Below are 14334 nucleotides of genomic sequence, written 5' to 3' on the forward strand. Positions count from 1 at the left end.
TGCTGCCTCAGTGTTGCTTAGCGTTTGTAATAGGCTTGTCGCGCCGCGTGCTCATCCATTGCTTTCTGGTCGCGCTTGTTTTCCAGCTTCAGCGCCTGTTCCTGCGCCCGGTTGTTCAGGGTGGTGTAGGACATGCGCTTGCGCTCGGCCAGCTGCCAGCGCATCTTTTCATTGTCGCTGCGCGCTTGCGCATGCTCGACCACTTGCTGCTGGCCCAGGATGGCGCTGTCGAGCTTGACCATGAAGGCCTGGAAGTTGCGGTAAGCCATGGGCGTGATACCGTTGCTCATGCTCGCCTCGAAGCGCTTGGCATAGTCGTCGCGGTAGCCGGACAGCATCTCGAGCTTCTGGCGGCAATCGTCGAGCGCTTTCAGGGCCGCGCCGAGGCGCTTGGCGCAATCATCCGTTTCGCGCTGGGCGAGGTCGATCAGGGTTGCAAGTTGGGAAGGAGAAGCCATGGCTGATTATATTCCCGCTATGCAAGTCCTAATCAGTCGAATAGAGCGGTAAGTTGCCCCAAGCTCTCGTCCATGCTGACCCGTTCCGTGATTTGCTGTTGCAAAAACGCTTCGATCTTTTCATGCAGGGCGATGGCCTGGTCCAGCACGGGGTCGGTGCCGGCGCTGTAGGCGCCCACGCTGATCAGGTCGCGGCTGCGCTCGTAGCGCGAATACAGCTGTTTCAGCTTGCGCGCCTGCTGCTGGTGCTCAGGCGTGGTGATCGAGTGCGCGGCGCGCGAAATCGATTGCTCGATGTCGATGGCGGGATAATGGCCCGCCTCGGCCAGGCGGCGGTTGAGCACGATATGGCCGTCCAGGATGGCGCGCGCCGAGTCGGCGATCGGGTCTTGCTGGTCGTCGCCCTCGGTCAGCACGGTGTAGAAGGCCGTGATCGAGCCGCCGCCTTCCTCGCCATTGCCGGCCCGTTCCACCAGCACGGGCAGCTTGGCGAAGACGGACGGCGGATAGCCCTTGGTGGCGGGCGGCTCGCCGATGGCCAGGGCGATTTCGCGCTGCGCCATGGCGTAGCGGGTCAGCGAATCCATGATCAACAGGACGTTTTGCCCCTGGTCGCGGAAATGCTCGGCAATCGCCGTCGCATACGCGGCGCCCTGCAGGCGCATCAGCGGCGGCGTGTCGGCCGGCGCGGCCACGACGACGGAACGGGCCAGGCCTTCGGGGCCGAGGATTTGCTCGATGAATTCTTTTACCTCGCGTCCGCGTTCGCCGATCAGGCCGACGACGATCACGTCCGCCTCCGTGTAGCGGGCCATCATGCCCAGAAGCACGCTCTTGCCGACGCCGGAACCGGCGAACAGGCCCATGCGCTGGCCACGGCCCACGGTCAGCATGGCATTGATCGAGCGCACGCCCACGTCGAGCGTGTCGACGATGGGCGCGCGGCCCAGGGGATTGGCGGGGCGCACATTGATGGGGGCGCTGTCGGTCGTGTGCAGCGGACCGAGCTGGTCCAGCGGACGGCCCGCGCCGTCGAGCACGCGGCCCAGCAGTTGCGGTCCGACGGGCAGGTGGCGCGCGCGGTCGCTGGGGCGGCGGCGCGGGTGCGCCACGCTGCCGGGGCGGGGGATGGCCGGTTCGACGGAAAACACGCGCGTGCCGGGCACGATGCCCTCGACGTCGCTTTGCGGCATGAGGAACAGCCTGTCGCCTTCAAAACCCACCACTTCCGCCTCGACCCGGCCGCCATTGGGCAGCGGCACGGTGCAGGCGGCGCCCACGGCCAGGCGCAAGCCCACGGCTTCCATCACCAGGCCGGCCACGCGCGTGACCCGGCCGGAAATTTGCATCGGTTCCACGAAGCTGACCACGGCCGAACAGTCGTTCAGGTAGGCGCGCCAGCGCGCCGCATGGGCCGTGGGGCCTTTGACGGGCTCGCTCACGGCGCCAGCCAGTCCAGGTCCTTGCCCAGCGCATGCGTCAGGCGCTGCCAGCGGGTGGATGCCTGCGCGTCGATCTGGTTGCTGGCCGTGTCGATCTTGCAACCGCCGCGTTCCACGGACGGGTCTTCGATGACGCGCCAGCCGCCCTTGTCGAGCTCATCGCCGATGCCGTCGCGCACTACTTGCGCATCTTCCGGGTTGAGCATCAGCAAGGCCGGCTGTTGCAGTACGGGCAAGTATTCGATGGCTTCGCGCACGACCGGCAGCATCAGCTCGGGGCGCACGGGCAGGGCCGTCTTCAGCATGCCCCTGGCCAGCTGCAGGGCCAGTTCCATCACGTCGTTGGCGATCAGTTCGTCGGCCTGGTGCACGGCCGTGCCGAAGTCGACGGCGATGGTTTGCAGGTGCGCCAGTACCACGGCCGAGGCCGCCTTGCCTTCCGCATACGATTGCGCATGGCCGTCGGCATGCCCGGCCGCGTGGCCTTCCGCATAGCCGGCCGCCCGGCCTTCGTCGAAAGCCGTGGCGCGCGCTTCCTCGCGGATGGCGTCGAGTTCTTCCTGCGTCGGGTATTCGAGTGGCGGCGCCGGCTCTTCCTCGTGCAGCTCGCCGTACGGATCGACTTCCGGGTCGAATTCGGGTTCAGGATCGGGTTCGAGCAGCTTGCGCGCCGCCACCACGCTGGGACGCTCGTCGCCAAACGAGGTCATTTCCCAGCGCTGGTAGGCGGTTTGCTGCTCTTTGGGAATCAAATTAGACAAACGAATCCTCGCCTTTTCCGCCTAAGACAATCTGCCCCTCGTCCGCCAGGCGGCGCACGATCTGCAGGATCTGTTTCTGCTGCGACTCCACTTCCGACAGGCGCACGGGGCCTTTCGACTCCAGGTCTTCGCGCATCATCTCGCCGGCGCGCTGCGACATGTTCTTGAAGATCTTGTCGCGCAGCTCCTGCGAGGCGCCTTTCAGGGCGATGATCAGCATTTCCGACTGCACTTCGCGCAGCAGCAGCTGGATGCCGCGGTCGTCGATATCGATCACGTTGTCGAACACGAACATTTCGTCCATGATCTTTTGCGCCATGTCGTTGTCGTAATTCTTGATATTGTCCATGACGGAGCCTTCCTGCTCGCCGCTCATGAAGTTCAGGATCTCGGCCGCCGCGCGCACGCCGCCCAGCGACGATTTCTTGATGTTTTCGTTACCCGACAGCAGTTTCGTCAGCACATCGTTGAGCTCGCGCAAGGCGGCCGGCTGCACGCCGTCCAGGGTGGCGATGCGCAAGACCACGTCGTTGCGCAGGCGGTCCGTGAAATGGCCGAGGATTTCGCAGGCCTGGTCGCGTTCCAGGTGGACCAGGATGGTGGCGATGATCTGCGGATGTTCGTTGCGGATCAGCTCGGAGACGGATTGTGAATCCATCCATTTCAGCGATTCGATGCCGGACGCATCCTTGCCGCCCAGGATGCGCGACAGCAGCACGGATGCCTTGTCGTCGCCCAGCGCCTTGGTGAGCACCTGCCGGATGTATTCGTCCGAATCGAGGCCGACGGTGGAATTGAGTTCCGTCTGCGCGCGGAAGTCGTCGAGCACCTCGACCACCTGTTCGTGCGCGATGCCCTTCATGGTGGCCATGGCGGCGCCCAGTTTCAGCACTTCGCGCGGGCCGAGGAATTTCATGACCTCGGCCGCTTCGCTCTCGCCCAGTGCCAGCATCAGGATCGATGCTTTTTGCAGTCCCGTTGTCTCAGTCATTATTGCCTATCCATGCTTTGATGACGTTGGCGACCACGCGCGGGTCTTCCTGCGCCAGTTTGCGGGCCATCGCCAGGTTTTCGCGGTAGCCGCGGGCCGTGTCTTCTTCCAGTTCTTCCAGCTCCGCTTCGCTGAGCAGGACTTCGTTTTCTTCGCCGTCCTTGCTCAGTTCCGGCTCGATGACGGGCGGCGGGGCGCCGAAATCGTCGATCTTGCGCATCACGGGGCGCAGCATCGGGCGTACGATCTTGATGAAGATATACAGCAGGATCAGGGCTGTGATGAGGAATTTCGCCAGTTCCTTGGCCAGCGGCAAGTTGGCGGGGTCGCGCCACCACTCCAGCTTGCCTTCCGGCGCGCGGTCGATGCCGTCGAACGGGGAGTTGGCCACGCTGAAGCTGTCGCCGCGCTCCTTGTTGTAGCCCATCGCTTCCTTGACCAGATTATTGATCTGGACCATTTCGGCAGGCGAAATCGGCTTGACCGTGACCTTGCCATCCTTGTCGAAGCTGCGGCGGTAATTGACGACGACGGCCACCGACAGGCGGCGCAAGCCGCCCATGGATTTCTGCTCGTAGCGCACGGTCTTGTCGACTTCATAATTCGTCGTCGATTCCTTCTGTGTCGGCGCCGTCGGCGCGCCGCCCGGGGCGCCCGGCGCCTCGGCCGTCAGCGGCGCCGTGGCCACGCCCGGCGGCTGGTTCGACAGCGCGCCCGGCACGCCGGACGGGTTGGCATTGCCGGCGCCCGTCGATTCGCTCGTTTGCTGGCTGCGGATGGTGGACGCTTCCGGCGGCGAGTTCGGCTTGTAGGTTTCGGCCGCCTGCTCGCTTTGCGAAAAATCAACATCGGCCGTCGCTTCGGCGCGCACATTGCCTTCGCCGACGATGGGCAGCAAGATCGATTCGACCTGCTTGATCACGCTTTGCTGCAATTGCTGCACGTACTTCAGCTGGTTCGGGTCCAGGCTCTTGATGCCGTTGGCGCGGTCCTTGTCCTTTTCCTGGTTCGACAGCAAGGTGCCGGCCTGGTCGACCACGGTGACATTGATCGGCAGCAATTCCGGCACGCTCGACGCCACCAGGTGCACGATGGCGCTCACCTGCAGCTGGTCGAGGCCGCGGCCCGGATGCAGGTTCAGCAGCACGGAAGCCGTCGGTTTTTGCTGTTCGCGCACGAAGACGGACGGTTTGGGCAGGGCCAGGTGGACACGCGCCGTATCGACGGCGGACACCGATTCGATCGATTTGGCCAGCTCGCCTTCCAGCGCGCGCTGGAAATTGACCTGTTCCAGGAATTGCGACACGCCCAGCTTCTGGTTTTCCATCAGCTCGAAGCCCACATTGCCGCCCTTCGGCAAGCCTTGCGCGGCCAGTTTCAGGCGCGCGTCGTGGACTTGCTCGGACGGCACGAGAATGGCGCCGCCCCCTTCGGAAAACTTGTGCTTGATACCCAGCTGGTCCAGCGAGGCGGTGATGGCGCCGCCGTCGCGGTCCGTGTAGTTGGAAAACAGCACCTTGTACTCGGGCGGCTGGTTCCACATGTACAGGGCCACGCCGATGGCGATCAGCGCCGCCACGCCCAGGCCGCGCAGGAAATTCTTGCCCATCGGCGTCTTGGCGAAGGCTTGCACGGATTCCACCGGCGAGCGGGCAGGCGCCGGTTCTGGCGGTATGCGGTTCACATCGATTTCTTCGGCTACAGCCATGATTGCCTTCCGGGGCGCGTGTATTTAGGTATGTTCGGTAATGCGTGGGGGCCGCTTCCACTGGAGGAGGGGGCGATATGCAGAATTATCCGCCACTGTCACGCGCTTCAATCGTCCAAATAGAAGGCGCTTTTGCCGCCTGCTCGGCCGAGCGGCTGGCGTTGGCGCTGGTATTGTGGAACCCTGGCAACATGTGACGGAAGTTATTGTACCCGTCGTTGCCTTGCAAGCCAGGGTTTTGTTCTCTGGGTGCAACAGGCATGGAACAGATATGAAGCAGACCAGAATCGGGAGGCAAAGTGAAAACAGGCGGTATCGATAGCAGCAGGATCGAGGCGATGATCGCGCAACTGAAGTCGGCGGCCACGCGGCCGGAGGCGAAAATACCGGCGATCCAGACCGAGATGCCGGCGGCGAAGGTGAATTTCGCCGATGCCTTCAAGAGCGCGCTCGATTCCGTGAGCGGCGCGCAACAGGCTTCGTCGGCACTGGGCCAGCGCTTTACCATGGGCGACGAAAAGGTCAGCCTGTCGGACGTGATGGTGTCGATGCAGAAATCGAGCATCGAATTCCAGGCGACGGTGCAGGTGCGCAATAAATTAGTTTCTGCGTATCATGAGATCATGAATATGCAGGTTTAACTGTTGAGAACCCAAAACGAAGACTGGGGTCGGACCCGCCGGGTCCGACCCCGGCCCTTGCGTTTTGGGTTAACTATGATCAGCCCAACCCTGCCATCCGTGCATTTCTCTCACGCTCCAGCCGCGTGATATAGCGCTGCACGTGCGCCAGCATGCTGCGCGGCAGGTCGACGAACTGGCAGCCGAGGCGGCGGTTCAGCTTGTTGTTCAGCAGGGTCATGTCCAGCGAGTTGCGAATTTGCAAAGTCGCGGTGACGATGCCGACGTCGGGCAAGTCGATGCGGCAGCCCGGATAGTCCCGACCGATGGTCTCGCCCAGCATCAATTTATTGTCGAGGATGGCGATGCCGCCGCAGCTGATGTCGGCCAGCGGAAACAGGGTGTCGGCGCCGCCCAGCGAGGGCGGCAGGGGAATCGACACGCGCACGGGATTGCTCACGGGCGTCGTCATGCGGTAATACTCGCGCCGCTGCAAGCGGATCAATGTTTCTGGGATGGCAATTCTCAAGGCGGGCGTGCCGCCGTAATTGCACTCTTCCACCAGGGCGCTGGCAAACAGGATGCGGATCTTGTCGAGCGAGGTTTCAAACGAAATGCCGGTGGCGGCCACCATGCGGCGGTTCTGGTCGGCGTTCACAGAGCGGTCGAGGATGACGGTGTTGTGGTCGGCATCGACTTCCAGGATGGACGTGACGCACACATCGGATTCACCGTGGATCAGCATGCGGATCAGCTGGTTCTTTTCGCTGATGCCGCGCAGCAAGGCGATGATTTCCCGCCGCGATTCCACTTCAAAATCATGCCAGTTTTCGAGGCCGGAATCCATAATATGTGCTTGCATTGATGCCTGTCTATGTATCGGTGAGGTTGATGCTGGTGTCGGGCGGCGGCGGGATGGGCCCGCCATTCGCAGATTCAATATGATATAACCAGGCCAGCAGTTCCGCAATCGCCCGATACAGGCCGGGCGGAATCTGGCGGTCCAGGTCGACATCCATCAGCAAGGCCACCAATTCCTTCGATTCATGCACGAAGACGCCGTGTTCGCGCGCCGTGCTGATGATCTGGTCCGCGATCAGGCCGCTGCCCTTGGCCACCACCTTGGGCGCCGGCGTGCCGCTCTGGTAGGCGAGCGCGACGGCTGTCTGCGGCACCTTGCGCTTGGTGTCGTCAAGCATCATCTTCTCCAGCCGCCGCCTCCGGCTTGCCGGTGATCGTCAACGATGACAACGGCCATCCGGCCGCGTCTAGCGACGCTTCCAGCCGCGCCGCATGCTGGCGCAGGGTGTCGGCGCTGCCTTCGCTGCCGGCCTGCAGCTGGATGGATACTCTGCCGCCCTGCAAGACCACGTGCGCGGCCAGGTCGCCCAGCAGGGGAAACTGGAAGCGCACATTGCTGCGCCAGGCCGTCGCTTCCTCGGCGGCGTCCGTACCCTCGTGCGGCTGGCCTTGCGGCGCATCCTTGCTGATATCCCACTGCATCTTCTGGCCGGGCCAGGCTTCGCCTTGCCACTGCACGCGCGCCTGTTCGTGCGTATGCAGCTGCAAATTGATCAGTTGCGCCGAAGCCAGGTCGGTGCCCGTCCTGGCCGTCTCGCCTTGCGGGGCTTTCTGCATCTGCGGTTCCAGCAGCAGCGACGCCAGCGGTCGCTTGCCTTCGGCCCATTCGGCCACATGCGATTCATAGAACAGGCCGCTGCTGCCGACCGTGTCGCGCAGCTTTTGCGCCACCTGGGCGGGATCGGCACCCGGCGTGGCCATCAGCGGCGACTTGCCGACCAGCGACAGGGGCGCGCCGGGCACGCTTTCGGCCTGGCTGAGCACGGTGCTGATGGCGCGCGCGGTCGTGCTCAGCTCGGGCGCAGGGGTGTCGCCGGCCAGGGCGGGCAGCAGATTGGCTGGCGTCAGGGGGGCACGGCTGAGCAGGGTGGCGGCCGTGCTGCTGGCGCGCGTGCCCGCCTGGGCGGCGCCGGCCTGGGGGCCGCGCAGGTCGGCAGCCTCGGGCTCGGCTTCCGCGTCCGCATATGTCAGCAGGGCGCTGGCGGGCTGGTCGCGGTTATTGCCGATTTGAAAAGAAGGACGGGGATTGATGCCGATCAAGGTCAGCGGGATTTCCGTGCCCGCCTGGGCGCCGGCGGGCAGCTGCATGCGGGCAGGCGTGCCGGCCACGCGCACGAGAAAGCTGCCATCGCCCATGCGGGCCAGCACTTGTCCCTGCATGGATTTGCCGATCAGTCCCTGCAGCGAGCGCTGGAACTCGGCCTGGCGCGGGTCGGCGACGGCATCGGCCGCCCGCGTGGGCTTGACCGGCGTCAGGGGCGTCATGCCGATCGCATCCATCTTCGGCAACATGATAGCTGACCTTGCCCCGTGGGCGTTTAGACGCCGTAGGCGTTGGCCAGGCGCCGTTCGGTGCCGGTGCTGTTGATCAGCTTGGACAATTGCGCCATCCACGGCATAGTGAGGTCGCGGATCTTGCGGTCGTCTTCCAGCATCTGCTTGATCAGGGTGACCTTGCGCTGGCGGCCCGCGCTTTCCAGCACGACTTTTTCTTCATTCGCCTTCAGCGCCTCGACATGCGCGCTCACTTGCTGTTCCAGCGCTTCGAGCTCGTCCCAGTCGGCGTTGCTGGCGGCGGTCACCATCCGGCCCGTCAGGGTCTGCATGGTTTCGTAGGTGGTCAGGACTTCTTGGTTCGTCATCATGGGTCAGGCGCTCGCAAGGCTGGGCATACGTTTCAAATCGGCGCCGGGGATGGCGGCCGGCGTGGTACCGATGGCGTTCCAGGTTTCGCGCAAGTCGGTCAGCAGGCGCTGCACTTCTTCCAGCATGCCAAGATCGTTGTGGATGTTGGCCGCCAGCAGGCGCGCGCTCATGTATTCATACAGGGCGTCGAGGCCTTCGGCGATCTGGCCGCCCGCGTCCTTGTCCAGACTGGCGCGCAAGCCATTGTCGATGATCTGGATGGCTTTCGAGATCGACTTGCCTTTCTCGGGAATATTGCCTGAATTCATGTGCATCTGTGCGCTGAGCACTGCCACCAGGGCGCCGTCGTACAGCATCACGATCAGCTTGTGCGGCGAGGCCGAGCCGATGCCCGTTTCCAGGCCGACTTTGGCATAGGCATTGACGCCGCGTTGTTGAGTTCCGAACATATGTTTCTCCTGATGATGGCGCTTAGCGGTTGGCGGCGATGGATGCCAGCTGCTGGGTCAAATAGGTTTGCGTGGACTGCAATTTGCTTAGCGTAACGTCGAGGCGCGTGTATTGGGCGCGGTAGCGCGCTTCGATGTCGGTCAGCTTCGCGCTGAACTTGTCGCGCTGCGCCGCCACCGATTTCAGGGTTTCATTGATGCCGTTCGTGCGTCCGGTGATCATACCGTCAGTACCCAGGAAAGACGTGGCCAGGTTGTTCAACTGGTAGGCATAGCCTTGCGAAAAGCTGACCGTGCCGCGCGAGCCGATGACGCCGCCGGTCACTTCAATCTTCAAGCCTTCGGCCGGCGAGCCGGGGGCGCCCGTCAGGGTCTGGCCGGAGCCGACCACCGGTTGCCCGCCCAGCGTGCCGGCCACGTCGGCGCCCTTGACGGGCTTGGCCGCGCCAAACAGGGTGTCGATGCCAGTTCCCGTGCCGCTGCTCACGGCCAGATTGGAGACGGAGCCGTAGCGGCTCGATGAAAGGACCAGTTTGCCGGTGCCGTCGATCGCGGCGGAAACCGTCGAGCCATTGTCCGAGAACGCCTTCACGCCGTTGATCGACGACTGTACCAACGAGGCCAGCTGTGTAGGGGTGTAGGTGCCGGCCGGTATCGTCACTTTGGCCGTGTTCTTGGCGGCCGACGGTTCCGTATCGTTGAGGGTGACGTTCCAGGTGGTATCACTGGCAATCGTGGTGCTGGCCGGCAATACTGCATCCGAGGTGAGCGAACCCTGGCTGGCCATCGTGGTAATGGTCAGGTCATAGGTGCCGGGTTTGGTGGCGGCAGTCGAACTGGTGAAGGCCACGTTGCTGTCGGTGGTCGCGCCGATGGCTGAAAACAGGCCGGCGATGTCGCCGAAGTTCGTGCTGATTGCCTTGTCGAGCTTGCTGGTATCTAGGCTCAGGCTGCCATCTTTTTGGAAGGAAATGCCCACCTGGCTCAAGGTGCTCATGCCACTGTTCAGGCCGGTAATCGGCGCGCCCAGCTGCCTGCGTAACTGGCTCTGGATCGATTTAACGGTTGCGTCTCCAAGTAAAACCCCACCCGTCTTGGTATCTGGATTGTAGGCTGTCATCTTGCTAATCGAGGTATTCAGGTCGTTGTAGGCCTTGACGAAGGCGGTGATGCTGGTTTTGACCGTCGTGGTATCTTTTGCCACCGACAAATTGGAAGTGCCTATCTTGGTAATGCCCAAGGTGACACCTTCGATTGCCGTATCGACGCTGTTCGAACTGCTGGTAATGGCAATGCCGTTGACGCTGAACATGGTGTTTTGCGCCGCACTGTTCTGCTTCAGATTTTGCGTGCCGGATGCATCATAGGACAATAGGTTATTCAGGGCGCTGTCGGCAGGCTGGCCATCGCTGCCGCTGAGCGAAATCTTCATGGCCGAATTGGCGCCTGTCTTGGTTGAACTGAGCACCAGGTGATACGGCTTGTCACTGCCATCGGAGACGATGCTGGCGGTCACTCCCAGGCCCGCGTTATTGATGGCGTCGCGTATGCCCTGCAAGGTGTTGTTGGTGGCATCGATCACCACCGACCCCGTTGCTTGAGTGCCGTCCTGGGTAAAGTTGGTATTCATGTAGGTGCCGCCCGAGCCTGCCGTCAGCCCGGCTGCGGCCGGATTGCTGCCGGCAATGGTGATGGGGCTGGCGTTGCCCGAGGCCAGGGTGATCGAACTGGCAATCGTCACATTCGAACCGTCGTTGACGGAATTGGCGGCATGGCCGATGCCGCCCGTGACGCTGCCTGTGACCACTTCCTCGATATTGATATTGGAGCCATCGGCACGCGTAAACTGCAGGTTGCCGCCAGCTGCCGTGCCGGTGACGGTGATATTTGCCGCCGCCAGCGCGTTTGAGACAGCATTCGGACCGGCAAGCGTCGTATCGAGCGAGGCGGCCGTGATACCGCTGCCTGCGGCGACGCCGTTACCTTGGGTAACGATCTCGATACCCCCGACCGACAGCGAATAGGTGCCGTCCGCGCCGGTGGCGATATTGCCGAAACCGCTGAACATGGTGGCATTGCTGGCTGTCGGCTGGGCCGTGGCTGTGACGCCCGTCGTGTTGCTCTTGGCGTTGATGGCGTCGGCCAAGGCGCGCGCGCTCTTGGTGCTGGCATCCGTCGGGATGGCCGTGCCATTGATGATCAGCGAGCCGTTGCTCACGCCCGTGAGCAGGGTGCTGCCGCCCAGCGTCGTGCCTGATACGCCGAAGGTGCCGCCGGCGAGCGAGCCGAGCTGGAATGAAACAGTCGTCTTGGCGCCGCTGCCGATGGTGGACAGCTTGCTGGCCATGCCGCCGGATGTCAGCGTCTGTGCCTGGGCTAGTTGGGAAACATTGATGTTGTAGCTGCCGGCGACGGCTTTGGCGCCGGCGCTGGCCGTCAGGACCAGCGGATCCGATGGCGTGGCGCTGACGGCGCGGAAGTTGTTCGAGTTGGTCAGTGCCGACAGCGAGCTCTGGAAGCTGCTGACGGAACCGCTGAGCGTTCCCAGCGCGCTGAGTTTGGCCTGATAGGACGCCGTTTTCTTGTCAAAAGTGCCCAGTGGCGCCGCTTCTGCGGTCATCAGCTTGTCGATGATGGCGTTCACGTCCAGGCCGCTGGCGCCGGCGGCGATGCCAACGGATGATATTGTAGGGGTGATGGCCACGGAATGCTCCTAGGAAAACGCTAATATAAGCTGTTATCGGCAGAATCAATCAGGACTTGAGAGGGGGATTTACCGCGCTGTTTTCAGCGGGAGCGAAAAGGCGGGAGAGATATAGGCGGGAATTGCTTGATTGGTAATGAAAAACGGGGCTGGATAGCCGGGCTATCCAGCCCCGTGGTCATGCCGATGCGTATTGCTGCGATGCTGCATGTCCGTAGGCAATGCCATCGTTATGCGCTTTGGCTGATCAAGGAGCCTTTGGCCGAGTCGAAGGTCTTGGCCAGTTCCAGGGCTTCCTTGGTGGGTATCTGGCGCAGTACTTCCTTGGTTTCCTGGTCGATGATCTTGACCACCGTGCGCTGGCTGTCCTCGTCGATGGAAAATTCGATGCCTTGCGTTTTGATTTGCGACGATTGGTTCAGTTCCGATACCGCCTTGTTCAATTGGTCTCGGCTGGGCTCCTTGCTGGCTTGCTGTGGTGCAACCGTGCCGCTTTCCGTCGCGCCGCGTGGCGCTGCCGGGCGCGCTGCAGACGTGTCTGCAGACACGTAACTCTTGTCTATCCTGGCCGCGGAGGCGGCCGCTATCGTGTCGATAGTCATGGTGCTCTCCTAGTGAAAATTCCCCTGCCGAACAAATCCGGCAGGGGAATCAGAGTCCTACGCTGTTGCCTGACTAATCGGAGATTAGCCGCGCAGCAGGCTCAGGACGCCGTTTGGCAGCGAGTTCGCTTGTGCCAGCATGGCCGTACCAGCTTGTTGCAGGATCTGGCCGCGGGTCATGTTGGCCGTTTCCGAAGCGAAGTCCGTATCGACGATGCGGCTGCGCGACGAGGACAGGTTTTCCGTCGTCGATTGCAGGTTGGCGATGGCCGACGAGAAGCGCGACTGCAAGGCGCCGTACTGCGCGCGCTGGCTGTTCACCGTCGACAGGGCAGCATCGGCAATCTTCAATGCCAATTGGGCGCCGCCGAAGGTGGTGACGTCGAGCGAAGCAACCGAGTTCAGCTTGGAAGCCGTGCCACCCGCAACCAGAGCCAGGCCGGAGCCCGCATCGCTGGCGGAGAAGCTGCTGTCCGAGTCGAACGTGACGGTTCCGTTGGCAACGGCGGTAGCACCTTTGGCATCCACGCCTGCAACAATCCCGCCGGCGGTGGTATAGGTATTGACCTTCAACTGATTGGCGCCGCCGGCAGCCGTGTCGGCGATGGCGATGTTGGCGCCGTTAGCGTTGCTCAGCTTGATACCGCCATTCGTGTTGTCGAACTGGGCCGTGACGCCGGTCTTTGCCGTTTGGGCATTGATGGCGTTGATACCGGCAGCAAAGTCAGTTGCGCTGGCGGCACCGGCCGCGACGTTAAACGAGACGGTGACCGGGCTGGCGCTGTTGTCCGACGCGATCGTGAAGGCATAGTTGCCGGCGACCAGGCCCAGGTTGGCTTCTGTCTTGGCGGTTGCCGTTACGCCGGTGGCCGCTGTTTTCTGGTTCAGGGCGGCGGCGATCGTTTGGGCCGTATCGGTGGCCGTGGTGGTGTAGCTGGCGGAACCGAGCTTGCCGTTGATCCCAATCGCCTTGCCGGCGACTACGCTTGTCGAGGCGGTTGTTGCAACTGCACTGTTCTCAATGCGGTTGTTGCCATAAGTGCTGGTCAGGAAGTTCGCGCCATTTGCGGAAATCAACTGATTGGCATCGGCGCCGACCTGGAAATTGGCCGTACCCATCGTGCCGTCTAGCAATGCCTGGCCGTTGAAAGAGGTCGTGGTGGCGATACGGTTCAGTTCCGAACCCAGTTGACCCACCTCTGTTTGTAGCGCCTGGCGGTCGCTCGACGAGTTGGTGGCGTTCGACGATTGCACTGCCAGTTCGCGGATACGTTGCAGGATGTCGCCCGAGCTTGCCAACGCGCCCTCGGCCGTTTGCGCCAACGAGACGCCGTCGTTTGCATTGCGGGTTGCTTGGGTCATGCCGCGGATCTGCGACGTCATGCGGTCGGAAATTGCCAGACCAGCGGCATCGTCCTTGGCGCTGTTGATGCGCATACCTGAAGACAGGCGTTGCAGCGAGGTGGTCAGGGCCGATTGCGAAGTCGACAGATTGCGTTGCGAGTTCAGGGAAGCGATGTTGGTGTTAATTACTGCAGCCATGATAATTCTCCAGACAGGTACTACATTGCGCTATGTGCTAGTCACTTTGGCCTGCCCCGTTGTCCTGGGGCAATCAAGCCGCTGTTGTAATGTTTATCGGTTACTGTCTGGAAAAGTTAATAGGGGAAAACATTCTTTATTTTATTTTTTTCCTTCAATTTTTAAAATCAGGGCCCGTCTATCGGCAGGCTTGCGGGAAACTTGAGGGGAAATAAAAAAATATTTTGCCTTTGCGCCGCCATGTTTTTTGCGGCGGACGATGCTTTCATCGCCGAGGCTGTGCTCCTCGGCATGAAGATAAGCTGCTAAGATCATTGCTACCATGTATGG

General features: G+C 62.3%; 16 protein-coding genes. 1 reads left to right on the plus strand and 15 read right to left on the minus strand.

Annotated elements, in window-relative coordinates:
* Window positions 1-17: 17 nt before the first annotated feature.
* The 6 genes from fliJ to ACQ4WQ_RS01925 form a co-directional block, all read right to left on the minus strand.
* The gene (fliJ, locus tag ACQ4WQ_RS01900) at window positions 18-458 is read right to left on the minus strand and encodes a flagellar export protein FliJ (RefSeq protein WP_436494302.1); all 441 of its coding nucleotides are present in this window, start codon (window positions 456-458) and stop codon (window positions 18-20) included.
* Window positions 459-490: 32 nt separating this feature from the next.
* The gene (gene fliI, locus ACQ4WQ_RS01905; protein WP_436495941.1) at window positions 491-1912 is read right to left on the minus strand and encodes a flagellar protein export ATPase FliI; all 1422 of its coding nucleotides are present in this window, start codon (window positions 1910-1912) and stop codon (window positions 491-493) included.
* The gene (locus ACQ4WQ_RS01910) at window positions 1897-2610 is read right to left on the minus strand and encodes a flagellar assembly protein FliH (RefSeq protein ID WP_436495942.1); all 714 of its coding nucleotides are present in this window, start codon (window positions 2608-2610) and stop codon (window positions 1897-1899) included. Before ACQ4WQ_RS01910 ends, fliI begins: the two co-directional genes overlap by 16 nt.
* Before the next feature lie 43 nt (window positions 2611-2653).
* Window positions 2654-3652, minus strand: a complete 999-nt coding sequence (fliG, locus tag ACQ4WQ_RS01915) for a flagellar motor switch protein FliG (protein ID WP_034787109.1) — start codon at window positions 3650-3652, stop codon at window positions 2654-2656.
* Window positions 3645-5360, minus strand: a complete 1716-nt coding sequence (fliF, locus tag ACQ4WQ_RS01920; protein WP_152284687.1) for a flagellar basal-body MS-ring/collar protein FliF — start codon at window positions 5358-5360, stop codon at window positions 3645-3647. Before fliF ends, fliG begins: the two co-directional genes overlap by 8 nt.
* Before the next feature lie 85 nt (window positions 5361-5445).
* Complete coding sequence (locus ACQ4WQ_RS01925; RefSeq protein WP_314606218.1) at window positions 5446-5802, minus strand: hypothetical protein; 357 nt, start codon at window positions 5800-5802, stop codon at window positions 5446-5448.
* Here ACQ4WQ_RS01925 and fliE point away from each other — a divergent pair.
* Window positions 5699-6001 (plus strand): flagellar hook-basal body complex protein FliE, encoded by a 303-nt coding sequence (gene fliE / locus ACQ4WQ_RS01930; RefSeq protein ID WP_205711475.1) that lies wholly within the window; start codon window positions 5699-5701, stop codon window positions 5999-6001. The genes ACQ4WQ_RS01925 and fliE overlap by 104 nt on opposite strands.
* A gap of 79 nt (window positions 6002-6080) precedes the next feature.
* On the opposite strand, the gene ACQ4WQ_RS01935 is transcribed toward fliE, so the two are convergent.
* The 9 genes from ACQ4WQ_RS01935 to ACQ4WQ_RS01975 form a co-directional block, all read right to left on the minus strand.
* The gene (locus ACQ4WQ_RS01935) at window positions 6081-6827 is read right to left on the minus strand and encodes a flagellar brake protein (protein ID WP_436494305.1); all 747 of its coding nucleotides are present in this window, start codon (window positions 6825-6827) and stop codon (window positions 6081-6083) included.
* Window positions 6828-6852: 25 nt separating this feature from the next.
* A complete protein-coding gene (locus ACQ4WQ_RS01940; protein WP_096238642.1) occupies window positions 6853-7179 on the minus strand; it encodes an EscU/YscU/HrcU family type III secretion system export apparatus switch protein in 327 nt (108 codons plus the stop codon).
* Complete coding sequence (gene fliK, locus ACQ4WQ_RS01945) at window positions 7172-8353, minus strand: flagellar hook-length control protein FliK (RefSeq protein WP_436494306.1); 1182 nt, start codon at window positions 8351-8353, stop codon at window positions 7172-7174. The genes ACQ4WQ_RS01940 and fliK overlap by 8 nt, the downstream gene beginning before the upstream one ends.
* Before the next feature lie 26 nt (window positions 8354-8379).
* Complete coding sequence (locus ACQ4WQ_RS01950; protein WP_436494308.1) at window positions 8380-8706, minus strand: flagellar protein FliT; 327 nt, start codon at window positions 8704-8706, stop codon at window positions 8380-8382.
* Between the two features lie 3 nt (window positions 8707-8709).
* Window positions 8710-9156, minus strand: a complete 447-nt coding sequence (gene fliS, locus ACQ4WQ_RS01955) for a flagellar export chaperone FliS (RefSeq protein WP_436494310.1) — start codon at window positions 9154-9156, stop codon at window positions 8710-8712.
* A gap of 22 nt (window positions 9157-9178) precedes the next feature.
* On the minus strand, window positions 9179-11860 hold the full coding sequence (gene fliD, locus ACQ4WQ_RS01960; RefSeq protein ID WP_436494312.1) for a flagellar filament capping protein FliD: 2682 nt from the start codon (window positions 11858-11860) through the stop codon (window positions 9179-9181).
* A 230-nt stretch (window positions 11861-12090) separates the two neighbouring features.
* Window positions 12091-12462 carry a flagellar protein FlaG gene (locus ACQ4WQ_RS01965; RefSeq protein WP_436494314.1) on the minus strand — a complete coding sequence of 124 codons (372 nt, stop codon included), beginning with the start codon at window positions 12460-12462 and terminating at the stop codon, window positions 12091-12093.
* An 84-nt stretch (window positions 12463-12546) separates the two neighbouring features.
* Window positions 12547-14004, minus strand: a complete 1458-nt coding sequence (locus ACQ4WQ_RS01970; RefSeq protein ID WP_436494316.1) for a flagellin N-terminal helical domain-containing protein — start codon at window positions 14002-14004, stop codon at window positions 12547-12549.
* A 141-nt stretch (window positions 14005-14145) separates the two neighbouring features.
* Window positions 14146-14328: a hypothetical protein gene (locus tag ACQ4WQ_RS01975; protein WP_436494318.1), complete on the minus strand. Its 183-nt coding sequence runs from the start codon at window positions 14326-14328 to the stop codon at window positions 14146-14148.
* Window positions 14329-14334: the final 6 nt, after the last annotated feature.

This window comes from Janthinobacterium goodfellowi, from assembly GCF_051380695.1.
In the GTDB taxonomy this organism is placed as follows: Bacteria; Pseudomonadota; Gammaproteobacteria; order Burkholderiales; family Burkholderiaceae_D; genus Janthinobacterium.

What these genes read in the sequence shown, in the direction of transcription:
- ACQ4WQ_RS01965 (WP_436494314.1), bottom strand. Translation starts at nt 12,462, where the DNA reads ATGACTATCGACACGATAGCGGCCGCCTCCGCGGCCAGGATAGACAAG.
- fliF (WP_152284687.1), bottom strand. Translation starts at nt 5,360, where the DNA reads ATGGCTGTAGCCGAAGAAATCGATGTGAACCGCATACCGCCAGAACCG.
- ACQ4WQ_RS01950 (WP_436494308.1), bottom strand. Translation starts at nt 8,706, where the DNA reads ATGATGACGAACCAAGAAGTCCTGACCACCTACGAAACCATGCAGACC.
- fliE (WP_205711475.1), top strand. Translation starts at nt 5,699, where the DNA reads ATGATCGCGCAACTGAAGTCGGCGGCCACGCGGCCGGAGGCGAAAATA.
- fliS (WP_436494310.1), bottom strand. Translation starts at nt 9,156, where the DNA reads ATGTTCGGAACTCAACAACGCGGCGTCAATGCCTATGCCAAAGTCGGC.
- ACQ4WQ_RS01940 (WP_096238642.1), bottom strand. Translation starts at nt 7,179, where the DNA reads ATGCTTGACGACACCAAGCGCAAGGTGCCGCAGACAGCCGTCGCGCTC.
- fliK (WP_436494306.1), bottom strand. Translation starts at nt 8,353, where the DNA reads ATGTTGCCGAAGATGGATGCGATCGGCATGACGCCCCTGACGCCGGTC.
- fliJ (WP_436494302.1), bottom strand. Translation starts at nt 458, where the DNA reads ATGGCTTCTCCTTCCCAACTTGCAACCCTGATCGACCTCGCCCAGCGC.
- fliG (WP_034787109.1), bottom strand. Translation starts at nt 3,652, where the DNA reads ATGACTGAGACAACGGGACTGCAAAAAGCATCGATCCTGATGCTGGCA.
- ACQ4WQ_RS01910 (WP_436495942.1), bottom strand. Translation starts at nt 2,610, where the DNA reads ATGACCTCGTTTGGCGACGAGCGTCCCAGCGTGGTGGCGGCGCGCAAG.
- ACQ4WQ_RS01975 (WP_436494318.1), bottom strand. Translation starts at nt 14,328, where the DNA reads ATGGTAGCAATGATCTTAGCAGCTTATCTTCATGCCGAGGAGCACAGC.
- ACQ4WQ_RS01970 (WP_436494316.1), bottom strand. Translation starts at nt 14,004, where the DNA reads ATGGCTGCAGTAATTAACACCAACATCGCTTCCCTGAACTCGCAACGC.
- ACQ4WQ_RS01935 (WP_436494305.1), bottom strand. Translation starts at nt 6,827, where the DNA reads ATGGATTCCGGCCTCGAAAACTGGCATGATTTTGAAGTGGAATCGCGG.